The 23020-nt window shown below is 72.2% G+C and carries 23 protein-coding genes; 10 read left to right on the forward strand and 13 right to left on the reverse strand.

The features are described 5' to 3' along the window. Positions 1-2: 2 nt before the first annotated feature. Entirely contained in the window at positions 3-854 is an 852-nt protein-coding gene (locus tag AB0O15_RS42400; RefSeq protein ID WP_364331892.1) for an NAD-dependent protein deacetylase, read from the reverse strand. A gap of 105 nt (positions 855-959) precedes the next feature. Here AB0O15_RS42400 and AB0O15_RS42405 point away from each other — a divergent pair, with 105 nt between their 5' ends. The 3 genes from AB0O15_RS42405 (at position 960) to AB0O15_RS42415 (ending at position 3292) form a co-directional block, all read left to right on the forward strand. After that, positions 960-1307 (forward strand): hypothetical protein, encoded by a 348-nt coding sequence (locus tag AB0O15_RS42405; RefSeq protein ID WP_364331895.1) that lies wholly within the window; start codon positions 960-962, stop codon positions 1305-1307. 153 nt (positions 1308-1460) lie between these two features. Further along, positions 1461-2165 (forward strand): hypothetical protein, encoded by a 705-nt coding sequence (locus AB0O15_RS42410; protein ID WP_364331898.1) that lies wholly within the window; start codon positions 1461-1463, stop codon positions 2163-2165. 80 nt (positions 2166-2245) lie between these two features. Then, positions 2246-3292 (forward strand): phosphatase domain-containing protein, encoded by a 1047-nt coding sequence (locus tag AB0O15_RS42415; protein WP_364331901.1) that lies wholly within the window; start codon positions 2246-2248, stop codon positions 3290-3292. Here the strand turns inward: AB0O15_RS42415 and AB0O15_RS42420 are convergent, their stop codons facing one another. Continuing rightward, positions 3293-3460, reverse strand: a complete 168-nt coding sequence (locus AB0O15_RS42420; RefSeq protein ID WP_364331904.1) for a hypothetical protein — start codon at positions 3458-3460, stop codon at positions 3293-3295. A gap of 17 nt (positions 3461-3477) precedes the next feature. Between AB0O15_RS42420 and AB0O15_RS42425 the strand changes: the two genes are divergently transcribed. Then, positions 3478-4125: a hypothetical protein gene (locus tag AB0O15_RS42425; RefSeq protein WP_364331907.1), complete on the forward strand. Its 648-nt coding sequence runs from the start codon at positions 3478-3480 to the stop codon at positions 4123-4125. 966 nt (positions 4126-5091) lie between these two features. Here the strand turns inward: AB0O15_RS42425 and AB0O15_RS42430 are convergent. Beyond that, positions 5092-6591 (reverse strand): DEAD/DEAH box helicase, encoded by a 1500-nt coding sequence (locus AB0O15_RS42430; RefSeq protein WP_364331910.1) that lies wholly within the window; start codon positions 6589-6591, stop codon positions 5092-5094. 247 nt (positions 6592-6838) lie between these two features. Between AB0O15_RS42430 and AB0O15_RS42435 the strand changes: the two genes are divergently transcribed. Further along, positions 6839-7666: a sigma-70 family RNA polymerase sigma factor gene (locus tag AB0O15_RS42435; RefSeq protein ID WP_364331913.1), complete on the forward strand. Its 828-nt coding sequence runs from the start codon at positions 6839-6841 to the stop codon at positions 7664-7666. Between the two features lie 62 nt (positions 7667-7728). On the opposite strand, the gene AB0O15_RS42440 is transcribed toward AB0O15_RS42435, so the two are convergent. Next, a complete protein-coding gene (locus tag AB0O15_RS42440; protein WP_364331916.1) occupies positions 7729-8244 on the reverse strand; it encodes a hypothetical protein in 516 nt (171 codons plus the stop codon). A 160-nt stretch (positions 8245-8404) separates the two neighbouring features. Here AB0O15_RS42440 and AB0O15_RS42445 point away from each other — a divergent pair, with 160 nt between their 5' ends. Further along, positions 8405-10702, forward strand: a complete 2298-nt coding sequence (locus AB0O15_RS42445) for an AAA family ATPase (protein ID WP_364331919.1) — start codon at positions 8405-8407, stop codon at positions 10700-10702. A 3-nt stretch (positions 10703-10705) separates the two neighbouring features. On the opposite strand, the gene AB0O15_RS42450 is transcribed toward AB0O15_RS42445, so the two are convergent. Continuing rightward, a complete protein-coding gene (locus AB0O15_RS42450; protein ID WP_364331922.1) occupies positions 10706-11617 on the reverse strand; it encodes a sigma-70 family RNA polymerase sigma factor in 912 nt (303 codons plus the stop codon). Positions 11618-12137: 520 nt separating this feature from the next. On the opposite strand from AB0O15_RS42450, the gene AB0O15_RS42455 reads away from it, so the two are divergent. Continuing rightward, positions 12138-12635 carry a DUF456 domain-containing protein gene (locus AB0O15_RS42455; RefSeq protein WP_364331924.1) on the forward strand — a complete coding sequence of 166 codons (498 nt, stop codon included), beginning with the start codon at positions 12138-12140 and terminating at the stop codon, positions 12633-12635. Between the two features lie 137 nt (positions 12636-12772). Here AB0O15_RS42455 and AB0O15_RS42460 read toward each other — a convergent pair whose 3' ends face one another. After that, the gene (locus tag AB0O15_RS42460; protein WP_364331927.1) at positions 12773-14047 is read right to left on the reverse strand and encodes a D-alanyl-D-alanine carboxypeptidase; all 1275 of its coding nucleotides are present in this window, start codon (positions 14045-14047) and stop codon (positions 12773-12775) included. A gap of 47 nt (positions 14048-14094) precedes the next feature. Continuing rightward, positions 14095-14553: a hypothetical protein gene (locus tag AB0O15_RS42465; RefSeq protein WP_364331929.1), complete on the reverse strand. Its 459-nt coding sequence runs from the start codon at positions 14551-14553 to the stop codon at positions 14095-14097. 225 nt (positions 14554-14778) lie between these two features. Here AB0O15_RS42465 and AB0O15_RS42470 point away from each other — a divergent pair, with 225 nt between their 5' ends. Continuing rightward, entirely contained in the window at positions 14779-15123 is a 345-nt protein-coding gene (locus AB0O15_RS42470) for an Lsr2 family protein (protein WP_364331932.1), read from the forward strand. Between the two features lie 43 nt (positions 15124-15166). On the opposite strand, the gene AB0O15_RS42475 is transcribed toward AB0O15_RS42470, so the two are convergent. From AB0O15_RS42475 to AB0O15_RS42490, 4 genes are all read right to left on the reverse strand, one after another. Further along, positions 15167-16042: an LLM class flavin-dependent oxidoreductase gene (locus tag AB0O15_RS42475; protein WP_364331935.1), complete on the reverse strand. Its 876-nt coding sequence runs from the start codon at positions 16040-16042 to the stop codon at positions 15167-15169. Positions 16043-16063: 21 nt separating this feature from the next. Next, positions 16064-16531, reverse strand: a complete 468-nt coding sequence (locus tag AB0O15_RS42480; protein WP_364331938.1) for a MarR family transcriptional regulator — start codon at positions 16529-16531, stop codon at positions 16064-16066. Between the two features lie 82 nt (positions 16532-16613). Further along, entirely contained in the window at positions 16614-17756 is a 1143-nt protein-coding gene (locus AB0O15_RS42485; protein WP_364331941.1) for a PP2C family protein-serine/threonine phosphatase, read from the reverse strand. Positions 17757-17885: 129 nt separating this feature from the next. Further along, complete coding sequence (locus AB0O15_RS42490; protein WP_364331944.1) at positions 17886-18284, reverse strand: ATP-binding protein; 399 nt, start codon at positions 18282-18284, stop codon at positions 17886-17888. 140 nt (positions 18285-18424) lie between these two features. Here AB0O15_RS42490 and AB0O15_RS42495 point away from each other — a divergent pair, with 140 nt between their 5' ends. Together AB0O15_RS42495 and fgd are read left to right on the forward strand one after the other, a co-directional pair. Next, positions 18425-20221, forward strand: coding sequence for a sigma-70 family RNA polymerase sigma factor (locus AB0O15_RS42495; RefSeq protein WP_364331947.1), 1797 nt, complete (start codon positions 18425-18427; stop codon positions 20219-20221). A gap of 69 nt (positions 20222-20290) precedes the next feature. Then, on the forward strand, positions 20291-21289 hold the full coding sequence (gene fgd / locus AB0O15_RS42500) for a glucose-6-phosphate dehydrogenase (coenzyme-F420) (RefSeq protein WP_364331950.1): 999 nt from the start codon (positions 20291-20293) through the stop codon (positions 21287-21289). Here fgd and AB0O15_RS42505 read toward each other — a convergent pair. Further along, complete coding sequence (locus AB0O15_RS42505) at positions 21247-21645, reverse strand: hypothetical protein (protein WP_364331953.1); 399 nt, start codon at positions 21643-21645, stop codon at positions 21247-21249. The two genes, fgd and AB0O15_RS42505, sit on opposite strands and share 43 nt — an antisense overlap. Positions 21646-21653: 8 nt before the next feature. After that, positions 21654-22961 (reverse strand): glycosyltransferase family 2 protein, encoded by a 1308-nt coding sequence (locus AB0O15_RS42510; RefSeq protein ID WP_364331956.1) that lies wholly within the window; start codon positions 22959-22961, stop codon positions 21654-21656. Between the last annotated feature and the right edge of the window lie 59 nt (positions 22962-23020).

Genomic DNA, 23020 nt, shown 5'->3' on the forward strand with positions numbered 1-23020 from the left:
CGCTAATGCGTGGGCGCGTACCCGCTCTCGGCCAGCCTCGCCACCTCGGGCAGCACCTCACCCAAAGGCGCGTCCACGACCAGGTCGGCGTACGGCTCACCGCGGGTCACGCCCTGGTTCACGATCGCCACCCGGATGCCGAGCTTCGCCGCCCGCAACACGAACCGCCGCCCCGACATCACGGTCAAGGACGAACCGAGGACCAGCAGGGTACGCCCACCGCAGACCAGCTCGAAGCTCCGCGACACCCGCTCCGGCGGCACCGACTCGCCGAAATACACGACGTCGGGCTTGAGCATCCCGCCGCACCCGGCACAGTCGACCACCACGAAACCGGCCAGGTCGTCGTCGTCCAGCTCGACGTCGCCGTCCGGGTTGATCTCGGTCGGCGTCTTGTCGAAGGCCGGGTTGGCGGTTCGCAGCCGGTCCTCGAGCGTGCTCCGGTCGCTCGGCTCCCGGCAGTCCAGGCAGGTGACCCGGGCCAGGTTCCCGTGCAGCTCGACCACGTCACCGGCGCCGGCGGCCTGATGCAGCCCGTCCACGTTCTGGGTGACGATGCCGCGGAGCAGGCCCAGCCGCTGGAGCCGCGCGACGGCCCGGTGCCCGTCGTTGGGCCGGGCGTCGCCGATCGTCCGCCAGCCGAGGTGGCTGCGCGCCCAGTAGCGGCGCCGCGCGACCGGGTCGCGCGTGAAGGTCTGGTAGGTCATCGGGGTGGCCCGCCGCGCGACGCCGCTCGGCCCGCGATAGTCGGGGATCCCCGACTCCGTCGACAGTCCGGCGCCGCTGAGCACCACCACATCGCCCTCGGCCACCCACCGGGCCAGCTCGGCCACCCGTTCCGCCACATCACTCACCCACCCATGTTCCGTCGCGCCGGCCGGTGTTCCCACCACGCCCGTCCGAACGGGACAGATCTATCGAGTGATGCCTTTTACCGGCCACAACGGTAGGTTGTTCACGTGGCCGACGTCGCACGCCTGCTTCCCCGTCTGTGGGACGGGCAACGCGCGCTGCGCTTTCTCGCCGGGCTGGCCATGCTCGCCCTCGCCTTCGCGGCCAACGCGGGGCTGATCGGGCCCTCGGTCCAGCCGGTCGCCGAGCCGGTCCAGGTCTCCGCCTCGGCTCAGGTGAGTGCGGTCGAGACGGTCGACGCCGCTGAGGTTTCGGTCACGGTCGCCCGGCCGGTCATCTTGGTGGTCCTGGTGGGGCTGCTCGGGGTGGTGGTCCTCGCGGGCGGCGCTCGCTCGCTGGGGTCGGGACGGGTCGCCGGTGGGGCGCCCGTTCAGCGCGGTCCGCCGCTGCTCTGATCAGAATCAGCCACGTCTCGGTGACGGGGTCGGACGGGTGGGGTTGGATGCGCCCCTGCTCCGACAGCCGTCAGCCCCGTGCCTGCTCCTGGTGAAGAGGACAGGCGTACCGGAAGAGAACCGTGACCCACCAGCCACCGCGAGGGAAGACCCATGGAGATCGTCGCTGCCGTCTGGATGATTCTGATCCTGTCCATCGGGGCCGTCGCCGCCGTGTTCGCGCTGCCCCGGCGGCTCACCACCACCGCCGTCACACTCGCGCCACAGCCGGCCGGACCCACCGACGAAGAGACCCGCTACGCCGCCGAGGTGGCGGTCGCGGCTGATCGCGCGGCCGTCACCGCCCAGCGGGCCCGAGCCGCCTGGGCCGAGGCCCAGGACCAGGTCGACGCGGCATGGATCGCCTACGAACAGGCCGATCGCGAGGCGCGCCGGGTCGCCGCCGCGGCCGTCTACCCGGTGCAGCGCCGGCGCCGCGCCAAGGGCGAGAACGCCGACCGGGAGCGGTTCCTGCACCGCTCCGCCCTGTCCGCCTGCCGCAACCGGGAGATCTCGATCGTCCAGCTGAACGACATCCTGGCCCACCGCGGCTGGAACGAGCGGCTGCACCCGGCGACCCAGGAGTCGGCGCTGCGGATGGCCGTTCGTGATCACCGCTACGACGGCTACCTGAAGGCGGCCGAACGGGAGCGGCTCGCCTGGCGGGACGCGGAGCGGGCGGCGGTCGCCCTGCGCAGCCTGCGGGCCGAGGCGTGCCTGGCCACGGTGCGCTCCGATGAGGAGGACACCCTGTCGATGGACGTCTCCTGGTGGTCACGTCAGTGGTCCACCGCCGAGCCCCGCGCGGCCGCCGCCTGATGTAGCGCGGTCATCGAGAAACTGTCAGACATGCCGGGTACCGTCACGGGACAGGACGCCCGAGATGGGGAGGCACCAGCGTGACATCGAGTCCGACCGGCCGGCCGCCGGCCGTGCGGCCGCTACATCGCGCCGCGCGCTTCGAGGATGCGATTCACGAGGTCGTCGAGCGACGGCTGCGGCAGCGTGGCTGGGTGCCGGTGATTTCGGCCTACACCGGCTACGGCGGTCCCGGCTGGGCCCGGGTGATCGCCCGGGTCGTGCTGACCCGCAATCCCCGGCTGCGGCGCAAGAAGCTCGACAAGACGCGCGGCTGGCGCAACTTCACCACCTCACCGGTCAACGACGAGCGGGTGCTGATCCAGGTCGGCGACCAGGTGCACGAGACCCACACCGACCGCAGCGGGTACGTCGACTGCGTGGTCAAGGGCGACCTCGCGCCGGGCTGGAGCCGGGTGCGGCTGAGCGCCGAGGGCGCCGAGCCGGTGGAGGCGCCGATCCGGGTGGTCGACCCGGCCGCGCGCATCGGTGTGATCTCCGACATCGACGACACGGTGATGGTCACCGCGCTGCCCCGCCCGCTGCTCGCCGCGTGGAACACGTTCGTGCTCGACGAACATGCCCGGATGGCTGTTCCCGGCATGGCGGTGCTCTACGAACGGCTGGTCACGGCCAACGCGGGCGCGCCGGTGTTCTACCTGTCGACCGGGGCCTGGAACGTCGCCCCGACGCTCAGCCGGTTCCTGTCCCGCCACCTCTACCCGGCCGGCCCGCTGCTGCTGACCGACTGGGGCCCGACGCCCGACCGCTGGTTCCGCAGCGGCCAGGAACACAAGCGCAACACGCTGCGCCGGCTGGCCGTCGAGTTCCCCGACGTCAAGTGGCTGCTGATCGGCGACGACGGCCAGCACGACCAGGAGATCTACTCCGAGTTCGCGCACGAACACCCAGAAAACGTGCTCGCCGTCTGCATCCGGCGGCTGTCGCCCACCCAGTCGGTGCTGGCCGGCGCGGTCCCCGGCCCGTCCGGCGAGGCCGAAGCGGTCGGCTCACACGGCAAGACCTGGTTCGCCGCCCCCGACGGCGCCGGTCTGTGGTCCCTCCTGCGCGACTCCGATGTGGTGTAGTTACTTGTCCGCCTCGCCGCTGTCCGCTTCGCTGACCCGCGCGTGCAACCTCTGCCGGACCTCGTCGGGCGTGTACGCCCGGCGTTGCCGCTCGGCGCGCGCGAGCACGATGCCGGTCGCGGCGACCCCGGCCAGTCCGGCCAATCCGACTACTTTCCACCAACGCATCTGCTGAGGATAGACACGTGGACGCCGACCTGACGCTCGACGAGGCCCTCGACCTGACCCGGACGGGTGACATCTGGATCTTCCGCGGCCGCTCCGGCCCCGACCGCGCGATCCAGACGCTGACCAACAGTCCCGTCAACCACGTCGGCATGTCCCTGGTCATCGAAGACATGCCCCCACTGATGTGGCACGCCGAGCTGGGCCGATCCCTTCCGGACATGTGGTCCGGCTCCTTCCAGCGCGGCGTCCAGCTGCACGACCTCCGCGACGCGGTCACCAGATGGGCCCGCCGCTACGGCCAGCGCGGCTGGCTGCGTCAGCTCGAGCCGACCGTGCCGAAGGAGATGGAAGACCGCGCCCTGCGCACGGTGGCCCGCCTCGACGGCACCCCGTTCCCGTCCTCGGCCCAGCTCGCCTGGCGCTGGGTCCGTGGCCGCGTCCCCCAGGTCCGCCTCCCATGGAAGCCGCCGTCCGGCGACCCGGCCGCGCTCGAGACGGCCTACTGCGCCGAGGTGGTCGCGATCACCTACGAGGACATGGGTCTGCTGCCCCGCGGCCGCAAGCCCAACTGGTACGACCCGGGCCGCTTCTGGAGCGGCGACGAACTCGACCTCTCCGGCGGGCACCGCCTGGGCGCGGAGATCGCCGTCGACATCCCCGACTAGAAGCGGCGTCTTCCAACCAGAGGCGTCTTCCGGCCAGGGCTCGGCGTCTTCCGGCTAGAGGCACCGTGGGGTCGGGCAAGACGTTCGTGGCCGATCAAGTTCAAGGGCTTGATATTCCCGCGTCCGTCGGGGTGCAGACCGTATGCTCCCGCGGGCTACGGGCTGGGGCCCATCGGAGATGGCCCGAGCCCTTCCGGGTCCGTGCGCGCAAGACCAAAACCCCGCTCCGCCCCCGCTCGGACCAGCCCACGCTCAGACCCGCCCCGCCCACCGGCCCGCCCTGGTCCCGCCCCGGCCACTGCCCGCCCCTCCCCGTCGCGGCCCGCAATGCCGTGGGGCTGCCACTGTGGCGGGCGGTGGTGGGGTGGCGCGGCTTTGTGGCGCGGAATGCCGTCGGGGCGTACCACTGCGGCGGGCGGTGGTGGGGTGGCGCGGCTTTGTGGCGCGGAATGCCGTCAGGGCCTGCCACTGCCGCGGGCGGTGGTGGGGTGGCGCGGCTTTGCGGCGCGGAATGCCGTCAGGGCGTACCACTGCGGCGAGCAGTGGTAGGGAGGCACGGCATTTCGGGCTCAAATGCCGTCAGGGCCTACCACTGTTGTGGGGGCAGCGGGGGTGAGTGGCGGCAGTGGGGTGAGTGGGCAGCCCGGGCGCCTGGCAACCCAGCTCTGCCCATGATCAGCGCGAGGGCGGGCACGCAGCGCGAGCGGGCATGGACGTGGGGGCGGGCATGGACGTGGGGGCGGGCATGGACGTGGGGGCGGGCACGAACGCGGGAGCGGGCACGGATGTGGGAGCGGGCACGGATGTGGGAGCGGGCACGGATGTGGGAGCGGGCACGGACTCGGGAGCGGGCACTCACGCAGCGTGGGCGGCTTGTGGGCGGGCGCCTGCGTGGGCTGGCTGCCGCAGGATGCGGCGCAACCCACCCCCTACCGAGGTGGGGAGTGGGTTGCGGGATGAGCTGGGTCAGACGCGGGCGCCTCGGCGGCCGCCGACGCGGGTGCCCGAGGAGAAGGCGGCCGCGCCGCGGGAGCCCTGGCGGCTTGACGTGCCGGCCTGGCCCGCACGGGCGGGCTGGGCCGACCGTGACGGCTGACCGGCCCGGGCGGGCTGGGCCGTGCGCGAGGACTGGTTGCCGCGCGAGGCCGTGGTCGGCTGCTTGTCGTTGGCGGCCGATCCGGTGCCCCGGCCGCTGCCGCCGCGGCGACGGCCGCCGGAAGGCGCACCGGCGGAGGCCGTGGCGCGGCGCGGGCGGGACGCGGCGGGACGCTCCGCCATCGCGGTGACCGGCGGAGGGCTCTGCAGGACGCGCTCGCCGGGGGCGAGCTGGTTCAGCAGGGCGTCGCCGGGGCGGGTGCGGGTCGTGGTCGGGCGGATGCCCGCCTTGCGGGTCAGGTCGCGCACGTCGTGCTGCTGGTCGTCGGTCATCAGGGTGATGACCGTGCCGCTGGCGCCGGCCCGGGCCGTGCGGCCGGAGCGGTGCAGGTAGGCCTTGTGCTCGACCGGCGGGTCGGCGTGGATGACCAGGGCCACGTCGTCGACGTGGATGCCGCGGGCCGCGATGTCGGTGGCCACCAGGGTCGGCGCGCTGCCGTCCGAGAAGGCCGACAGGTTGCGGTCGCGGGCATTCTGGGCCAGGTTGCCGTGCAGCTCGACGGCCGGGACACCGGCCGAGATCAGCTGCCGGGTCAGCACCTTGGCGCGGCGCTTGGTGCGGGTGAAGACGACCGAGCGGCCGGGCGCGGCGAGCAGATCGACGAGCACCGGGAACCGGTCGTCGTGGCGCACGTGCAGCACGTGGTGGGCCATCTCGATCGGCGCCTCGGAGGCCGAGTCGACGTGGTGTGTCACCGGTCGCTGCATGAAGCGCTTGACCAGCACGTCCACGCCGCCGTCGAGGGTGGCCGAGAAGAGCAGCCGCTGGCTGTTGCGCGGGGTGGCGTCCATCAGCCGGCGGACCACCGGCAGGAAGCCGAGGTCGGCCATGTGGTCGGCCTCGTCGAGCACGGTGATCTCGACCCCGCCGAGGTCGATGTGGCCGTGCTCGAGGTGGTCGAGCAGCCGGCCGGGGCAGGCGACGACGATGTCGACGCCGCTGCGCAGGGCCTTGATCTGGGGGTTGGCCCCGACCCCGCCGAAGACGGTGAGGGTGTTCAGGCCGAACGCCTGGGCCAGCGGCGCCAGGGCGGCGTCGATCTGGGTGGCCAGCTCGCGGGTCGGCGCAAGGATCAGCGCCCGCGGGCGGCGGGGCCGGCGGGTGGTGCCGGAGGCGGCGAGACGGGCGACCACCGGGAGGGCGAACGCGTACGTCTTACCGGAGCCGGTGCGGCCGCGGCCGAGGACGTCCCGGCCGGCGAGGGAATCCGGCAGCGTCGCGGCCTGGATCGGGAATGGCTCGGTGATACCGCGGGCAGCGAGAGTCGCGGCGAGCTTCGTGGGCACACCGAGGTCGATGAAGGAACTCATGTAGGGGTTTAACTCCGAACGTCTGAATGGTCGTCCTGCCCGGCGCAGACCCGTCGCGGTCGCGGCGCGTGGTGGTCGATCCGAAGGCGGCCCGAGGCAAGACTGTGCGGGCCGCGAGATCAAGTGTACGCCGTCCTCAGTTGCAACCGTGCTGCACCCGGATGTGACCGGCCCCGCACTCATCGCGGCGGACCTTGTGAATCAGTGCCGGACCCCCCGCCCCGGCCCCGGTCGCAAGGAGCCCCCCATGAGTGACCGTCGCCGTGACGACACCGTGAAGGCACACATGCCGCTCGTCGGCCACCTGGTCCGCGAGATGCTCGCCCGGGTGCCGGCGCACGTGAGCCGTGACGATCTGCTGTCCGCCGGGTACGCCGCCCTGGTCGCCGCCGCCCGTGGCTACGACGAGGGGCGCGGCGTGCCGTTCGCCCGCTTCGCCGCCGCCCGGGTGCGTGGCGCCCTGCTGGACGAGCTCCGTGGCCTGGACTGGGCCAGCCGTTCGGTCCGGCAGCGGGCGCGGCGCACCGACACGGCCCGGCAGCAGCTGACCGCCGAGCTGGGGCGTACCCCGAGCGTGGCCGAGGTGGCCGAGCGCCTGGGCTGTTCGGTCGAGGACATCGAGGCGGCCGACGACGACGTGCAGCGCGCGGTGGTGTTCAGCCTCCAGGGCTTCGCCACGGCCGGCGCCGAGGACATGGTCACCGAGCCCGGCGTCGGCCCGGAGGACATGCTGATCCGCCGCGAGCGGATGGGCTATCTGGCCCACGCGATCGAGGCCCTGCCCGAGCGGCTCCGGGCGGTGGTCCGTGGCTACTTCTTCGACGAGCGGCCGATGGCCCAGATCGCGGTCGAACTGGGCGTCACGGAGTCGCGCGTGTCGCAGCTGCGCTCGGAGGCGCTCGGCCTGCTCCGGGACGGCCTGAACACGCACCTGGACCCAGCCCTGGCCGCCCCGGTGAAGGAGGGCTGCGTGGCGCGTCGCCGGACGGCGTACTTCGACTCGATCGCGGACCGCGGCACCCTCCGGTCCCGCCTCGCGATCACCAACCTGGACGGCCTGCCGGTCGCGGCCTAGAGCAACACACGAAGATGGGGCGTGGCCGTCATGGCCACGCCCCATCTCCATTAGCAACGGGGTTACGCGTTGGCGCAGGTGCCGGCCTTCTTCTGGGCCGCGATGGCCTTCGCCGCGCCCTGCGAGTAGAGGGCCAGGCCCTCCTTGGCGGGCTCGAGCTTCCAGGCGTTCTGCTCGTACACCATGGTGTACGACTGAGCCGCCACCAGCTGCTTGGCGATCACGACCGCGCGGTCCGCGCCCTCCATCCGGGCGCTGGTCAGGCTGATCGCCAGGCCCTTGCGGGAGCAGGCCTCGTTCAGCTTGACGTAGTCGGCCTTGGAGATCGCCGCCTTGCCCTTGGCGGTGTACATCTCCCAGGCGCCGGCGAAGTCCCCGCCGCTGAACCGGTCGAACATGGTCTGGGCGGCGGCCTTCGCGCCGTCGAGGGACTTCGGCTCGGGACCGCCCGCCGCAGCGGCCGCGGAGTTGCCGGCCGGGTCCTCGTCGTCGCCGGAGCAGCCGGCACTGAAGCTGAGGGCGGCGGCTGCGATCAGGGCCAGCGCGCCGAGACGTCGGAACGGGTGGTGTTTGCGCATGACCGGGTTAATCGAGATCGGCCGTTCGACGTAACGGGGATCGACGATACTGACGGATTGCGGACACTTGCCGCACCGGCCGTAACCTGAGGGGGACGCGCTATTCTGAGGTCTTTGCCAGACACAAAAAAGGCGACCAAGAATGGTCGCCGACTGCGGAATGCTACCACATCAAGGAGCGGTTTTGTCAAGCTCGAACAGCGCTGACATCCGAGACGAACAGCACTATCTCGACCGCCTCTATGCCCGGCTCGACGGTCTGCGCGAGCAGGCTGACCAGCGGCTCCGTGCCATCCTGCTGGAGGGCGGGGGTACGCCGCAGGGCCGCTCGCTGCGCGAGGCCAACCGCGCCCATTACGCCGAGCAACTGGCCCAGATGAATGCGGTGGAGAACGGCTTGTGCTTCGGTCGGCTCGATTTCGACGCCGATCATCCCCGCTATATCGGCCGGATCGGGCTGTTCGCCGAGGACCGCGACGCCGAGCCGTTGCTGATCGACTGGCGTGCCCCCGCCGCGCGCCCGTTCTACCTGGCCACGGCCGTGTCGCCCGAGGGCGTGACACGCCGGCGACACCTGCGCACCAAGGGCCGTGAGCTGACCGGCATCGACGACGAGGTGCTCGACCTGGCCGCCGGTGGCGCCGGGCGGGAAGACGTGACCGGCGAGGCGGCGCTGCTCTCGGCGCTGACCGCGGGCCGTACCGGCCGGATGCGCGACATCGTCGAGACCATCCAGGCCGAGCAGGACGAGGTCATCCGGTCCGGGCTGCCCGGCGTACTCGTGGTCCAGGGCGGACCCGGCACGGGCAAGACCGCCGTGGCGCTGCACCGCGCCGCGTACCTTCTCTTCACCCACCGCGCCCAGCTCACCAAGCAGGGCGTCCTCATCCTCGGGCCGAACGCCACCTTCCTCCGCTACATCTCCCAGGTCCTGCCGTCCCTGGCCGAGACCGGCGTGCTGCTGGCCACGCTGGGCGACATGTTCCCCGGGGTGCGCGCCCGGGCCGAGGAGCCGCCGGCCGTCGCCGCGCTCAAGGGCCGGCTGCCGATGACCGAGGTGCTCGCCCGCGCCGTCGCCGACTGGCAGACCGTGCCCCACGACTTCGTCGAGGTCGACCACGACGGTTACCCGCTGCGCATCGACCGCGCGACCTGTGAGGACGCCCGGGCGGTGGCACGCCGGACCGGCCGGCCGCACAACATCGCCCGCTCGGTCTTCGTCACCGAGGTGATCCACGCGCTGTCGCTGCAGATCGCCGAGCGGATCGGCGCCGACCCGCTGGGCGGCGACAACCTGCTGTCCGACGCCGACCTGGCCGAGACCCGCCGAGAGCTGCGCGAGGACATCGACGTGCAGGTCGCGCTCTTCGACATGTGGCCGGTGCTCACCCCGCGGCGGGTGTTGCGCGAGTTGCTGACCTCGGCCGAGCGGCTGGCCTCGGCCGGCGCGCCCGACGTGCTGCTGCGCGACCGCGACGCCCGCTGGACCCCGGCCGACGTGCCGCTGCTGGACGAGCTGGCCGAGCTGCTGGGCCAGGACGACACGTTGCGTAAGCGGGCGGTCGAGCGGGAGCGGGCCGAGGCGGTCGAGTACGCCGAGGGTGTGCTCGAGATCGTCGAGGGCTCCCGGTCGCTGGACTTCGAGGACCAGGAGGAGGAGATCCTCTCGGCCATCGACGTGGTCGACGCGAGCGCGTTCGTCGAGCGGCACGAGGTGCTCGACACCCGCACCGCGGCCGAGCGGGCGGCGGCCGACCGCACCTGGGTCTTCGGACACGTGATCGTGGACGAGGCGCAGGAGTTGTCGCCGATGGCGTGGCGGCTGCTGATGCGCCGGGTGCCGAGCCGGTCCCTGACCGTGGTCGGCGACGTCGCGCAGACCTCGGAGCTGGCCGGCACCACGACCTGGGAGCAGGTCTTCGAGCCGTACGTGGCCCAGCGCTGGCGCCTGGCCGAGCTGACCGTCAACTACCGCACCCCGGCCGAGGTGATGGCCGTGGCGTCCGACGTGCTCAACGCGGTCGACCCGTCGCTGCAGCCGCCCCGCTCGGTGCGCGAGGCCGGCGTCGCACCCTGGGCCCGCCGGGTCACCGAAGACGATCTGCCCACCGCCCTGGTCGCGGCCGTGCGGGCCGAGATGGCCGAGGTCGGCAGCGGCCGGGTCGGCGTGATCGTGCCGCAGGGCCGCGAGGGCGAGCTCGGCCACGAGCTGATGAAGGCGCTGCCCGAGGCGGCCGTCGGCGAGCAGACCGACCTGCTCAACCAGGTGGTGATGCTGACCGTACGGCAGGCCAAGGGTCTGGAGTTCGACGCGGTGCTGGTGACCCAGCCCGACGAGATCATCGCCGAATCGCCGCGCGGCCTGAGTGACCTCTATGTCGCGGTCACCCGGGCCACGCGGCGGCTGGGCGTGCTGCACAGCGCCGACCTCCCGAAGGAGCTCAGCGCCCTGCAATGACGGTCAGACCGGCACGCCGAGGCCCGCGCGGGTGTGTCCGATGACGTTGGTCAGGCTGAGCCGGCTGCGCAGCGAGGTGTGGCCGGCGATGTTCGAGTAGTACGTGGCGCGGCGCCGGGCGACGATCGACTCCGGGTTGTCCGGCACCGGCGCCAGCTCCGGGTCCAGGTGCGTGTTCATGCCGTCCTTGAGCAGGCTGAGCGCCTCGGCCCGGAGCTGACTGATCCGGCTCTCGGTCACGCCCAGGTCGGCGGCGATGTCGGCCATCGGGCGCTCGTTCAGGAAGTACTCGGTGATCACGACGCGCAGCCGCTCGGGCAGGGCGGCGATCGAGTGGTGCAGGTAGCCGATCTGCTCCCGGCGCAGCAGCATGTCCTCGGGCCCCGGGTTCTTCTCGGTGACCAGGTCGTCGCCCGTGCTCGTGGTGAAGCCCTGCAGCGACAGGACGGTGGCGCGCTGCACGTCGGTGTCGGTCCGCTTCAGGTCGCTCGTGGTGGTGCCGAGCGCCTGGGCCAGCTCCTCGGCCGTGGGGGTACGGCCCAGCGTGCCGGTCAGGTGCTGGCGGGTGGTGTCGGTGGCCCGCGCCTTGGTGCGCACCGAGCGGGTGGCCCAGTCCAGCGAGCGCAGCTCGTCCAGGATCGCACCGCGGATCCGGGTGCTGGCGAAGCGGTGGAAGGGGATGCCACGCTCCGGGTCCCAGCCACGGGCGGCGGTGACCAGCGCGTGCAGGCCGGCGCTGGTGAGGTCGTCGCGGTGGATGTGGTTCGGGATGCGGGTGAGCATCTCCCGGACGAGGTGACCGACCAGCGGCATGTGCTGACGGATCAGCTCCTCCTGCTCGCGGGCGGAGAGCACCGTGGCCTCGGCGATGTCGGCTTCGAGGTCGGCAACGGCGGTGGTGACGGTGCTGGTCATGTGAGTCCCCCGTGTGTCTGGCGCTCGCTGTTCGGCGTCAGGGAGAACTTTCAGTGACTCTGGGTACGGCTTCAGGTCGCTGTCAGTTGCTGCTCGGTTGTTTGGAGATCCCACACGAAGCGGGTCGGCGCGAAGGCCTCGGTGAAGCGGACGCGGGCCAGGGCGCCCGAGGCCGTCGCCATCTCCCGCTCGGCGACAGCACGGTCACCGAGTCACCGGCGGCGCGATGGGGCGGCGAGCGTACCCGCGCACCCCGCTTCGAAAGCCCCCGCGTGCGCACCCACCGCGAGCACGCTGCGCATCAGGCGTTCCCACGCTTGCGCAGCACGAACCCGCCGGCCGCGACACACAGGCTGAGCACCAGCGCGGCGATCGGACCCATGGCAACCTCCTCAGCGACCCAGTTGGTTCTCCTTCGGTCCCACGGGCGCCGAGTTGAGGTTTCGCGGTGAGCCGGGGCAGGCCCACGGGCGCCGGGTTGAGGTTTCGCGGTGAGCCGGGGCAGGGCAGGGTGTGCGGCATGGATCTCACCGACACCGGGAACCTGGCCGTCCTGATCGCCGCCGTCCTGATCGTGGCCGGCATCCTCGGCGTGGTCATTCCCGTGCTCCCCGGCCTGATCCTCTGCTGGCTGGGCGTCCTGGTCTGGTCCTTGCTGAGCGACGCCGGCGGCGCGAAGTGGCTGGTCCTCGGCCTGACCACCGGCGTGGCCCTGGCCGGGACGCTGATCAAGTACCTCTGGCCGGGCCGCCGCCTCAAGGAGAGCGGCGTCCCGAACCGGTCTCTGGTGCTCGGCGGGCTGCTCGGCGTGATCGGCTTCTTCGTGGTGCCGGTGGTGGGCCTGGTCCTCGGCTTCGTGCTGGGCATCTGGCTGGCCGAGCGCACCCGTTTGGGCCCCGGCCAGGCGTGGGCCTCCACCCGGCGGGCCCTCGGCGCCGTGGGCCTGTCCCTGCTGATCGAGTTCGCGGCCGCCCTGGCGATCGCCGTGATCTGGCTGTTCGGCGTCCTCAACGCCTGACCCTGTGGACAGTTCTCCGGACTGTCATTTTCGGCCGCTACGTTTGCGCCCACCCAGTGCCGGGGTGGGGGAGGCGGCGGCTCGTCGCGCAGCGCAACCCACCCCCCAGCGAGGCGGGGTGGCGAACGCTTCGTCTGTCAGCTCGGACCTGCGTGGTACTGCGCCCGGGGTCTCCGCCTGACCCGCTGACGCCGTCGCTGGGTCAGCAGGAGGAGCAGGGGCGTCGCCGCGAGGATCACGGCTACCGCTGCGGCCGCCGCGAAGGTCAGGGTTCGGGATGAGTCGCGCTGGGGTGCCGCCGCCGGTTGCGGGGCCTTGTTGGTGGGGCCGGGGGTCACCGGAGCGTTCTCGGTCGTCTTGGTTGTGGCCAATGATTCCGGGTTGACCAGTTTGCCGACGGAGGCGTCCTTCGGGAGTTTGAAGCCCCAGTCGAGCAGGGCGGCGCCCTGTTGCCAGCCCTTCAGCGGGTTGTTCTCGGCGCCCAGCAGGGTCACCACCAGGCGGCGGCCGTTGCGTTGGGCGGCGCCGACGTAGCTGTGCCGGGCCAGTTTGGTGAAGCCGGTCTTGCCGCCCAGGGCGCCCGGGTAGTTGAAGATCAGGCGGTTCTCGTTCTGGAACTGGAAACCGCCCTTCTTCAACGCTTTCTGGGCGGGCATCGTGGCGCTGCGGGTCAGGGCGTACTTGCGGAAATCGGCCCGGTCGAACAGGCGCCGGGAGATCAGGGCCAGGTCGTACGCGCTGGTGAATTGGCCGGGGCCGTCCAGGCCGGACGGGGTGACGGCGTGGGTCTGGTAGGCGCCCAGACGCTTGGCCTCGTCGTTCATCGCCTTGACCGTGGCCGGCACGCCGCTGCGGCCGCCACCCACCCGGGCCAGGGCGTTCGCCGCGTCGTTGCCCGAGTTGAGGATCAGGCCCAGCCACAGGGTCGCGATCGAGTACGAGCCACCGCGCACCAGGCCGACCGCGGAACTGCCGGGCTCGATGTCGAGGTCCGACTGGGCCACCTTGATCGTCTGCCGGGGATCGAGGTGGGGCATGACCGTGGCCGCCAGCAGCAGCTTCTGCACGCTCGCCGGGGTCTGGTAGACGTGCGGCCCGCACCCGCCGAGCACCTCGCCGGTGTCGAGGTCGGCCACCAGCCAGGTGGCGGCGGTGAGGGCGGGCGGCGCGGCGACGCCGGCCGGGACGGCCAGGCCGTTGGTGGCCAGGGCGTCACCGCCGACCGCGCGGGCCACCGGGTCGTCCGGCGGCGGCACCGGCCGGGCCGGACGGCCGGTCGGCGGCTTCACCTTCGGTCGCGGGCACGGGACGACGGCCTTGGCGGCCGCGTTCAGCGGCGAGGAGGGCGAGGCGGCCGCACTCGGAGGCGAGGAGAGGGCAAGGAGGGTGAACGCGGTCAGGGCCGCCGCCACGGCCCGACGTCGTCGGATGAGGGTGAGGAGAGGAATGGAACCAAGGATCACGGCCAGGAAGCTCCCAGGTCGAGACGGCGCCGCAGGAGCTGCGCCAGGGGGATGGTCTCGCCGTCGCCGCCGCCCGCGCCGACCACGAGCCTGGGGACGCTCGGTCGCAGGTCGGCGCCGGTGAACCGGGCGCGCAGGGAGGACGGCACGGCCATGACGTAATACTCACCGTCGGCGCCGACGGCCACGGTCTTGTTGCTCTTCAAATACCAACCACGAATCTTCGTACGGTACGTCGACCGCCCGTCGAACGACGTCGCGTTCAGCCGCGCGGGGGAGAGGCCACGCTCGGTCGCCTCGCGGACGAACTCGGCCAGCAGCCCGGCCGCTTCGGCCGCCTCGGCGGCCCGGCCGGCATCGAGGGCCGCGGCGTGCCCGGCGATCGCCCGTCGCCGCTGCTCGTGCCAATCGGCGGCGGCGCCCGGATCGGCCCCGGTCGCTCGCTCGTCCTCCATGGCGACGACCCTAACCTCATCCGGACGGTTCCATCCACCCGCCCTTTCGGCCGACCGGCCGGACGCCTCCGGGACCGCCGATTTCCCGCTGAATGCGCCATCGCATTTAATGACCAAGCGACCCTGGACGAAAAAGAATGGTTGAATCCGAGGGAAGAGTTGCGCGCGACGCCGCCGAAGGGCGACACTGAGCGCGGCTATTCCGGATAACCAACGGGAGTCGGCATGGCGCGCCAGGTAATCACCACTCTGATCGACGATCTGGACGGAAAGAAGGCGGACCGCACCGTCGAGTTCAGTCTGGACGGAACGAGCTACACGATCGACCTTTCCGACGCCAATGCCGGAAAGCTGCGCAAGGCTCTCGACCCGTTCATCACCGCGGGCACCCGGGTCGGTCGCGGCGGCGCCCCTCGGGCCCGGGTCGCGTCCGGCGGGCGCACGGCGACCAGCCGCGACGAGAACAAGGCGATTCGGGAGTGGGCGGTGGCCAACGGCCATGAGATCTCCGAGCGCGGCCGCATTCCCCAGGGCGTGAGCGACGCCTACCGCGCGGCCCATCGCCGCTGACCGTCCCATTGCGCAATAGCGCAACCCGACTCCAGGCCTTGGCTTAAGTCAACCGGCGCAGCTTCGGCAACAGCCCGGCGACCGTTTCCAGCGTCTTCTCAGAACCGGCGTACCACCCGCTCGCCCGCGGCCAGTGTGCGACGACATCGGTGAAACCGAGGGCCGCCGCCCGGCCGGTCAGGTCGGTGAATGCGTCGCCGCTGCTCATCGGGGAGACCGGCGCCGAATCGAGGTTGAGATATCGGCGCACGGTGGCCGGGTCGCGGCCGGCCTCGGCCAGCGCCGCCTCGAAGCGGTTCCGCTGCCGCTCCAGCGCGACCCACCACGCGTCGGTGCCCTCGACCGAGGCGTCGCCGTACGTCACCCAGCCGTCGCCGTACTTGGCCGCCAGCCGCAGCGTGCGCGGGCCGGAGGCGGCCACGAGCAGCGGCGTACGGCCCGCTCCGGGCCGGGTCCGCGCGTCCACCGCGGTGTAGTGGTCGCCCTGGTAGGAGACGTGATCCGAGGTCAACAGGCGGCCGGTCAGCTCGAGGAACTCACCGAACCGGTCGACCCGTTCGCGCGGGCTCAGCTCGGGAGCGCCCAGCACGCTGCTGTCGTGCCCGGTGCCGCCGGCGCCCACCCCGAGCAACAGCCGCCCCTGCGAGATGTCGTCCAGGGCGAGCACCGAGCGGATGAACGGGACCGGGTGCCGGAAGTTCGGCGAGGCGACGTAGGTGCCCAGCCCGATCCGCCGGGTCACCATGGCCGCGGCGGTGAGGGTCGGCACGGCGTCGAACCACGGCCCGTCGACCAGGTCGCGCCAGCCGATGTGGTCGTAGGTCCAGGCGTGATCGAAGCCGTATTCCTCGGCGCGTTGCCACCGCCGCCCGGCGATGGACCAGCGTTCGTCGGGGAGGATCACGATGCCGATGCGCATCGGATCAATCTAGAGAGCGGGTCAGGCCGTGCGTAACCCGGTCTCGTTCTCGCCCTGGTCGCGGGCGGCGGCCGCGTCGAAGGCGCCCAGCGCCCGCGCCAGATCGTTGCGGGCGGCCGGCGTCATCCGCTCGAGCACGACGGCCAGCGCGGCCTGCCGGGCGGCCCGCAACTCGTCGAGCAGCCGCTTCGCCGCGGGGGTGAGCAGCAGCCGCACCTCGCGCCGGTCGCGCGGGTCGGGCACCCGGCGGACCAGCCCGGTGGCCTCCAGCCGGTCGCACAGCCGGCTGGCCGAGGACGGGACCACGTCGAGCGCCTCGGCCAGCCGGCTCATGTTCGTCTCGCCGGTGGCCCGCGCGATGATCGTCAGCACGCGGAGCTGGGTCGGCGGTATCGCGGGGGACTGCGCCAGCCGCGCCGTGTCGAGCACGGACAGCAACGACTCCACCGACGACTCGACCGCCGCCGCGGTGTCGGGCGCATGATTCATGCCGATCCCTAGTGCTCCGTCCAACCTGGGTGCGAGCTGGCAACTACCCGCTCGGGGTGTGGTCCAAGCGTCGCTCGGCCGATCAGCGGCGCCAGTCGAGGCACACGATGACGGCGTCGTCGGCCGGGTCCTCGCCCGCGTGGTAGTCACGCAGACTACGCATCACCGTACCGACAGCCTCGGTGGCCGGCTGCAGGCGAGTCCGGCGCAACGCGGTCAGCAGCCCGCCACCGCCGAACGCCGCGCGTCCGGAGGGGGTCGCCGCGTGCACTCCGTCGCTGACCACGAGCAGGCGGTCACCGGGCTCGAGGCGGAAGCGCTGGGTCTCGTACCGGGAGTCGCCGAACATGCCGAGCGGGAGTTGCTGCTCGAGCTCGATCGGGCGGATCTCGCCCTCGCGCGCCACCATGGCCTTGGGCGACCCGGCGTCGACCGCCTCGACCTGGCCGCCGACCACGTCGATCTCCAGCAGCAGGGTGGCCGCGTGGCCGTTGCCGCCGGCCCGCGACCAGATCGCGTCGGAGGCCAGCTCGGCCTGCTCGACCAGGTTGGCCCCGGAGCGGCGGGCGTTGCGCATCGCGTTGACCGCGGTCGTGGTGAGCAGGGCGGCGGCCAGGCCGTCGCCGGACCCGTTGAGCACGGTCACGGTGAGCCGGTCGCCGTCCAGCGACCAGTCGAAGTGGTCGCCGTGCACGTCGTACGCGGGCTCGAGCTGCCCGGCGGCCAGGAACCGGTCGTCGCCCAGGGACGAGCCGGGCAGCAGGTCCCACTGGAGCTCGGCGGCCATGGTGAGGCGCTCCCGGCGCTGCACCCGGACGTAGCGGTCGGTGTCGGAGGACGCGGCGCGGATGGCGACGGCCAGCTCGTCGGCGAACGCGGCGAGCGTGTCCGACAGCCCGGTGCCGGCCGGCTGCGCGGTGTCGACCACCAGCACGCCGAGCCGTTCACCCCAGACGGTCAGGGGCAGATGCACCCGGTTGGTGCCGGCGATGCCGATGTCGGTGACCGGGCGCTGGCTGCCGAAGCAGCGCAGCGCGAGGGCGTCGCCGGGGGCGGCCTCGGTGTCGAGGACGGGCCACAGCCCGGTACGGGTCAGGTCGGCCAGCAGCACCTCGACCCGGCGGGCGGCATGATGGTGGCGGAGTTGCTCCGCCGCCAGTTCGGGCAGCCGGTCGGGGGGTGTGGCGCGCAGCAGGACGCCGATCGGCGTGGGGCCCTCGGACAACTGCGGTCACTCCTTCCGTGACTGAATTTGCTGTGCAGCAAGATTTGCTATGGGGCAAAAATGATGGCACGCCTGTCCCCGCCGAGCGCCAAGGGGGTGGCACTCGGCCGGCGGGGGCCGGGAACGGCCTCAGGCGAAGGACTTCTCGAAGTGGATCAGGCTGCCGCGCCGGGGCGTCGAGTGCAGGCGGACGTTCTCGCTGAGCGCGCGGATCAGGAACAGTCCCCGTCCGTTTTCGCCGCTTTCGTCCGGTGAGTCGTTGTCGGTGACGCCGGGATCGAATCCGGGGCCGTCGTCGCGCACCTCGATGGCGCACCGATGGTCGTCGACGTCCAGGTGGACCTCGAACTTCTCGGCCCCGCCGGCGTGCTTGACCACGTTCGCGCACGCCTCGGTGAGCGCGATCTCCAGGTCGTCGCCGGAGGCCACATCCACCCGGATGATCGACAGGGCGGTCCGCAGCAGCCGCCGCACGGCGGGAACGCTGCCGGCCTCGATCGGCAGGTTGAGTCGGACCGACATGCGCATGCCAGGTGAATGCCCGAACACGCCGATAGCTAACCCAGGCTGTGTCCCGGTTCCGGCACCGGGGTTTGTGTTATTCGGCCCGACCTGGACCGTCTCCTCCTCCTGAGCCATGATCTGATGCGCCACGGAGAGGTCAGCACATGCCGGATCAACCCGACACCGCCACCGTCGTCGCCGCCCGCGCGGGCGATCCCGCCGCCGTGGACCGGCTCGTCGCCGGGTACCTGCCGCTCGTCTACACGATCGTCGGCCGGGCCATGGACGGCCACGCCGACGTCGACGACGTGGTCCAGGACGTCATGCTGCGGGTCCTGCGCAACCTGGGCGACCTGCGCGACCCGGCCGCGTTCCGGTCCTGGCTGGTGGCGATCACGGTGCGCCAGATCCGGGAGCGGTTCCGTGCCCGCCGCGGGACGCCGGACGTGCTGCTGCCGGACGACGTCCGCGACCCAGGCGCCGACTTCACCGACCTGGCGATCACCCGGCTGGAACTCTCCGGGCAGCGCCGGGAGACCGCCGCGGCGACCCGCTGGCTGGACGAGGACAACCGGGAACTGCTGTCGCTGTGGTGGCTGGAGGCCTCCGGCGAGCTCACCCGGGATGAGATCGTCGAGGCGATCGGGGTGACCCGGCAGCACGCCGCGGTCCGCGTCCAGCGGATGAAGGGCCAGCTCGAGACCGCTCGGGTGGTCGTGCGCGCGCTCGACGCCGACCCGGTCTGCGCCGAGCTGCGGGTGGTGCTGACCGGCTGGGACGGCCACCCCAGCCCGCTGTGGCGCAAGCGCGTCGCCCGGCACACCCGGGACTGCCGGGAGTGCTCACCGGCCTGGTCCGGTCTGGTCGCGGCCGAGCGCCTGCTGGCCGGCATGGCGCTGGTGCCGGTGCCGCTCGCGATGAAGGGGGCGGTCATCGGCGGCGCGCAGGCCGGTGGCCACCTGGCGCTGGCCGGCAAGATCGCCTTCGGGATGAGCCGCCGGGTCCTCACCGTGGTCCTCTCCACGACCGCGGTGGCCGGTGGCGGCGCGGCCGTGGTCGTCTACCACCAGCACGAGGAGCGACCGCCGGCCCGGGCCGCGGTGATCGTGCCCAGCACGGCGCCCGCGCCGAAGATCAGCCTGCCGCCGAGCGTTGCTCCGACCACACCACCGCCGAAGAAGCCCACGCCGAAGAAGAAGGCCACGAAGGCCGTGCCGGTTCTGAAGACCGAGAAGAAGGGCGCCGCGGTCTGGAAGTTCGCCGGCTCCAAGGGCGCGCTCGAGGACGTCGGCGCGAGCTGGTACTACACCTGGGGCTCGAACAACAACGAGATCCCCGGCCCGGCCGGCGTCGAGTTCGTGCCGATGATCTGGGACGAGCGCAACGTCACCACCAGCACCCTGGCCGAGGCGAAGCGCGAGGGCGACGGCACGCTGCTCGGCTTCAACGAGCCGGACATGGCGGGCCAGGCCGACATGACCGTGGAGCAGGCGCTGGCCAAGTGGCCCGAGCTGGCGAAGACCGGCATGCGGCTGGGCGCCCCGGCCGTCGCGTTCGGCGGTGACCAGGACAACGGCTGGCTGGACCGGTTCATGGACGGCGCCGAGGCGAAGAAGCTGAAGGTCGACTTCATCCCGATCCACTGGTACGGGTCGGACTTCAGCGCGGCCTCGGTGAACCAGTTCCTGGGGTACGTCGACGCGGTGCACCAGAAGTACGGCAAGCCGATCTGGATCACCGAGTACGGCCTGATGAACTTCACCGGCAGCCCGAAGTACCCGAACACCGCGCAGATCGTCGCCTTCATCAAGGGCAGCACCACCGGCCTGGAGAAGCGGTCCTACGTCGAGCGGTACGCCTGGTTCGGCCTGCCCGCGGTCGGCGACAGCGTCGACTTCGGCCTCTACCGCGACGCGAGCGCCCCGACCGAGGCCGGCAAGGCCTATCGCGCGGCGGGGTGACCTCCGCGACAGCATCGGACGCTGTGGATAACCGGCGGGGCCGGAACGGGCAGGGATAGGCTCGGATCCATGATTCGGTTCGGCTACAAGGCCTCCGCGGAACAGTTCCCACCCACCGAGCTGCTCGGCTACGGCGTCCTCGCCGAGGAGCTCGGTTTCGACTCGGTGTTCGTCAGCGACCACCTCCAGCCGTGGCGGCACGACGGCGGGCACGCCCCGGCCGCGCTGCCCTGGCTGGGCGCGCTCGCCGCACGCACCGAACGCATCGCCATCGGCACCAGCGTGCTCACGCCGACGTTCCGCTACCACCCGGCCGTGGTCGCCCAGGCCTTCGCCACGCTCGGCTGCCTGGCGCCGGGCCGGGTGATCCTCGGCGTCGGCTCCGGCGAGTCGCTGAACGAGGTGCCGCTCGGCGCCGAGTGGCCCGACGGCAAGGAGCGGTTCGCCCGCCTGAAAGAGGCCGTCACGCTGATCAAGCAGCTCTGGGCCGAAGACCGGGTCGACTTCGAGGGTCAGTACTACCGCACCGAGAAGGCCACCATCTACGACAAGCCCGAGACGCCGGTGCCGGTGTATATCGGCGCCTCCGGCCCGGCCGCCACCCGGCTGGCCGGCCGCATCTCCGACGGCTTCATCACGACCAGCGGCAAGGGCCACGAGCTCTACACCGACACGCTGCTGCCGGCCGTGAAGGAGGGTGCCGAGAAGGGCGGCAAGACGCTCGACGACCTCGACCTGATGATCGAGGTGAAGGTCTCCTTCGACCACGACCTGGAGCAGGCCCGGCAGGCCACCCACTACTGGGGCGCGCTGGCGCTGACGCCGGAAGAGAAGCACAGCGTCGACGACCCGATCGAGATGCAGCGCCGGGCCGACGCCCTCTCGGTCGACCGCACGGTGACCCGCTGGATCGTCTCCACCGACCCGGCCGAACACGCCGCCAAGGTGGCCGAATACCTGGACATGGGCTTCAAGCACCTGGTCTTCCACGCGCCCGGGCCCGACCAGGAGAAGTTCCTCAGGCTCTACAGCGGCGAGATCCTGCCGCGTTTGCGCGAGCGCGGCTGACCGTCGGACGCCCGGCGGGCGATCCGCCGCCGGGCGCCGATCCGCGCCGCGACCGCCGCACCGGCCTGGGCCGAGGTCAACCCCTCGGGGGGTACGCGCAGCAGAAGCTCGCCGATCGGCACCGGCCCGATCCGGAGCAGCAGCCAGGCCCGGGTGACCGCGCCACCGGCGATGTCCGGCATCGGCTCGCGCAGGTCCACGCCGACCACCACGGTCGGCTCGGGCTGCTCGGGCTCGCGCTGCCGGGGAATCAGGCCGGTCGGGCGGGCCGGCCGGCCGGGGAACGGGCGGTCGCCGCTGCGGCCCTGCTCGAGTCCTTTCGGCGGGGGCGGCCCGGCGTTCATGATGCGGCTCATCGACATGGTCAGCCTTCGGTGCGCAGGTAGCCGGGACGGCCCGCATACGGCATGTTCTCGTCGGGACCGAGATGCGCCGGCCCGGCGGTCAGCTGCGGCGGGCCGGCCATGAGCTGGGGTGGCCGGGACGCGAGCTGGGATGGTCCGGCGGTGAGCTGGGGCGGGCCGGGGGTGCGGTCCTCGGCGTCCAGCCGGCGGCGGCCACCACCGACCTCGCGCGGCACCCGGTCGTTGACCACCTCACCGGTGTCGTAGATCTCGGTGCGGTGCACCCCGGTGTCGTAGACCCCGGTGCGGTGGACGCCGGTGTCATACAGGCCGCTGCGCCGGATGCTGCCGTTCTCGCCCTGGTGCACGCCGCTCTCGTAGATGCCGCTGCGCCGCCGCGAGTTGCCGATCATGTCCTCGGTGCGGTGCTGGCCCACGGAGTCGGCCCAGTCCGGCCGTGGTCCGGGGTAGGGGCGGCGCGGGGCCTCGGGCCGGGCGTGCCGGCCGGTGGTGTGCTCGCCGGGCCGGTCGGCAGTGGTTCGCGTGCTCCGGGCGTACCCACGCATGGTTGTGCTCTTGCCCTCCTCCTGATCGAGCTGCGACACCCGGCGCCGCTCCGCACGCAGCACGCGCCGCCCCCGCAGGATGCGCGCGAGGGTACGCCGCGGCCGGGGAGCGCCGTGGATCCGCGGGTAACGCACCGTGGCGATCTCCACGACCCGCAGGCCGAGCGCCGCCATCCGCACCGGGATGAGCGGGTTGACCTCCGGGCCGTCGCCCCACACGGTCTCGCCGCGGCGCAGGCCGGGCAGTTCCGGATCGGGCAGGTCGAATTTGTCCAGGGTGGCGCGCCAGAACGCGTGGTAGCCGGAGCCGAGGTCGGTGTAGCGGGTCTGGAAGACCTTGTTCACGCGGTGCCGGAGCAGGTGCCCGCCGAGCCGCTCCAGGCGGCCCGACTCCAGATCCCCGCCGCGGCCGCGGAACCGGGACCCGTGTGCGGCGTCGGCGCCGCCGGCCAGCGCCTGCACGAAGCGGGGGATGTCGCTGGGGTCGCATGAGCCGTCCGCGCTCATCAGAACCACGATGTCTCCCCGGCTGGCCGCGATTCCGCATGCCAAAGCGTTGCCCTTGCCGGAGCGGGTCTGGCGGACCACATGTGTGCCCGCGCGGCTCTGCCGGGCCACCGCGACCGTGTCGTCGGACGAGCCGCCGTCCACGACGATCACCTCGTCGACCACGTCGGGCAGGCCGTGGAGCACGTGGGCGATGTTGGCGGCCTCGTCCAACGCGGGCAGGACAACGCTCACGGTCGGCCGCGAAGGAGGCATGGGCGGTGGCTCCTCAGCTTCTGTGTACGGGATCAAGGTCAACCTAACAAGCGACTACC

The organism is Actinoplanes sp. NPDC089786, assembly GCF_040684855.1.
Taxonomy (GTDB): domain Bacteria; phylum Actinomycetota; class Actinomycetes; order Mycobacteriales; family Micromonosporaceae; genus Actinoplanes.